The following is a 562-nucleotide window of genomic DNA, read 5'->3' as shown; positions in this document are numbered from 1 at the left end:
CCGTGGCAGCGTCAGGCCGGGCACCGCGTCCGGGCCCACCGCGATGATGATGGCGTCGCCGCGTTCGGGCACCGCGCGGGAAACCGGGAAGGTCGCGCCGCGGTAATCGGCCTGCACGGCGAACCAGGAAGCCGCGATCGCCGCCGCGCGCAGCCCGGCCGGGCCGAGCGCCTCGGGCAGGACGGTGGGGATCGTCACGATGCCCTGCAGGATGCGCCGGTCGAAGAGCGGCTCCGGCAGGCGGGCGAGGTCGCGCTGCGGCGGCAGCCGCTCGATGCGCATCCGCACCGCGGTGAGATCGGAGACCGTGGCCCAGAGCAGGCCGGAGAGCGGGTCGTTGCACTCKRTCGYGTAGCGGCCGGYGAAGCGGAAGTTCAGCCGGTTCACSTCGGCGAAGAAGAGCGGATCGAGCGGGAATACCAGCGGGCCGAAGACGTCGCGCCCCGGCTCCATCGGGATGGTGGCGACGGGCTGGTCGTTCAGCGTGATGGCGATCTGGCTGAGGGCCTGGATGAGTTGCGGCGAGGCGGCGCCGGTCACCATCATCTGCGCCTCGGTCACC

The 562-nt window shown here is 72.5% G+C and carries 1 protein-coding gene; it reads right to left on the bottom strand.

Annotated elements, in window-relative coordinates:
- A partial coding sequence (locus AC1DWF_RS37430; protein ID WP_476843475.1) for a cellulose biosynthesis cyclic di-GMP-binding regulatory protein BcsB occupies positions 1-561 on the bottom strand: 561 nt, incomplete at its 3' end.
- Position 562 lies beyond the last annotated feature (1 nt).

Source organism: Aminobacter sp. P4_D5 (assembly GCF_056401815.1).
Note: the sequence above shows the minus strand (reverse complement) of the source record. Positions and strands in the feature narration are given on the sequence as shown.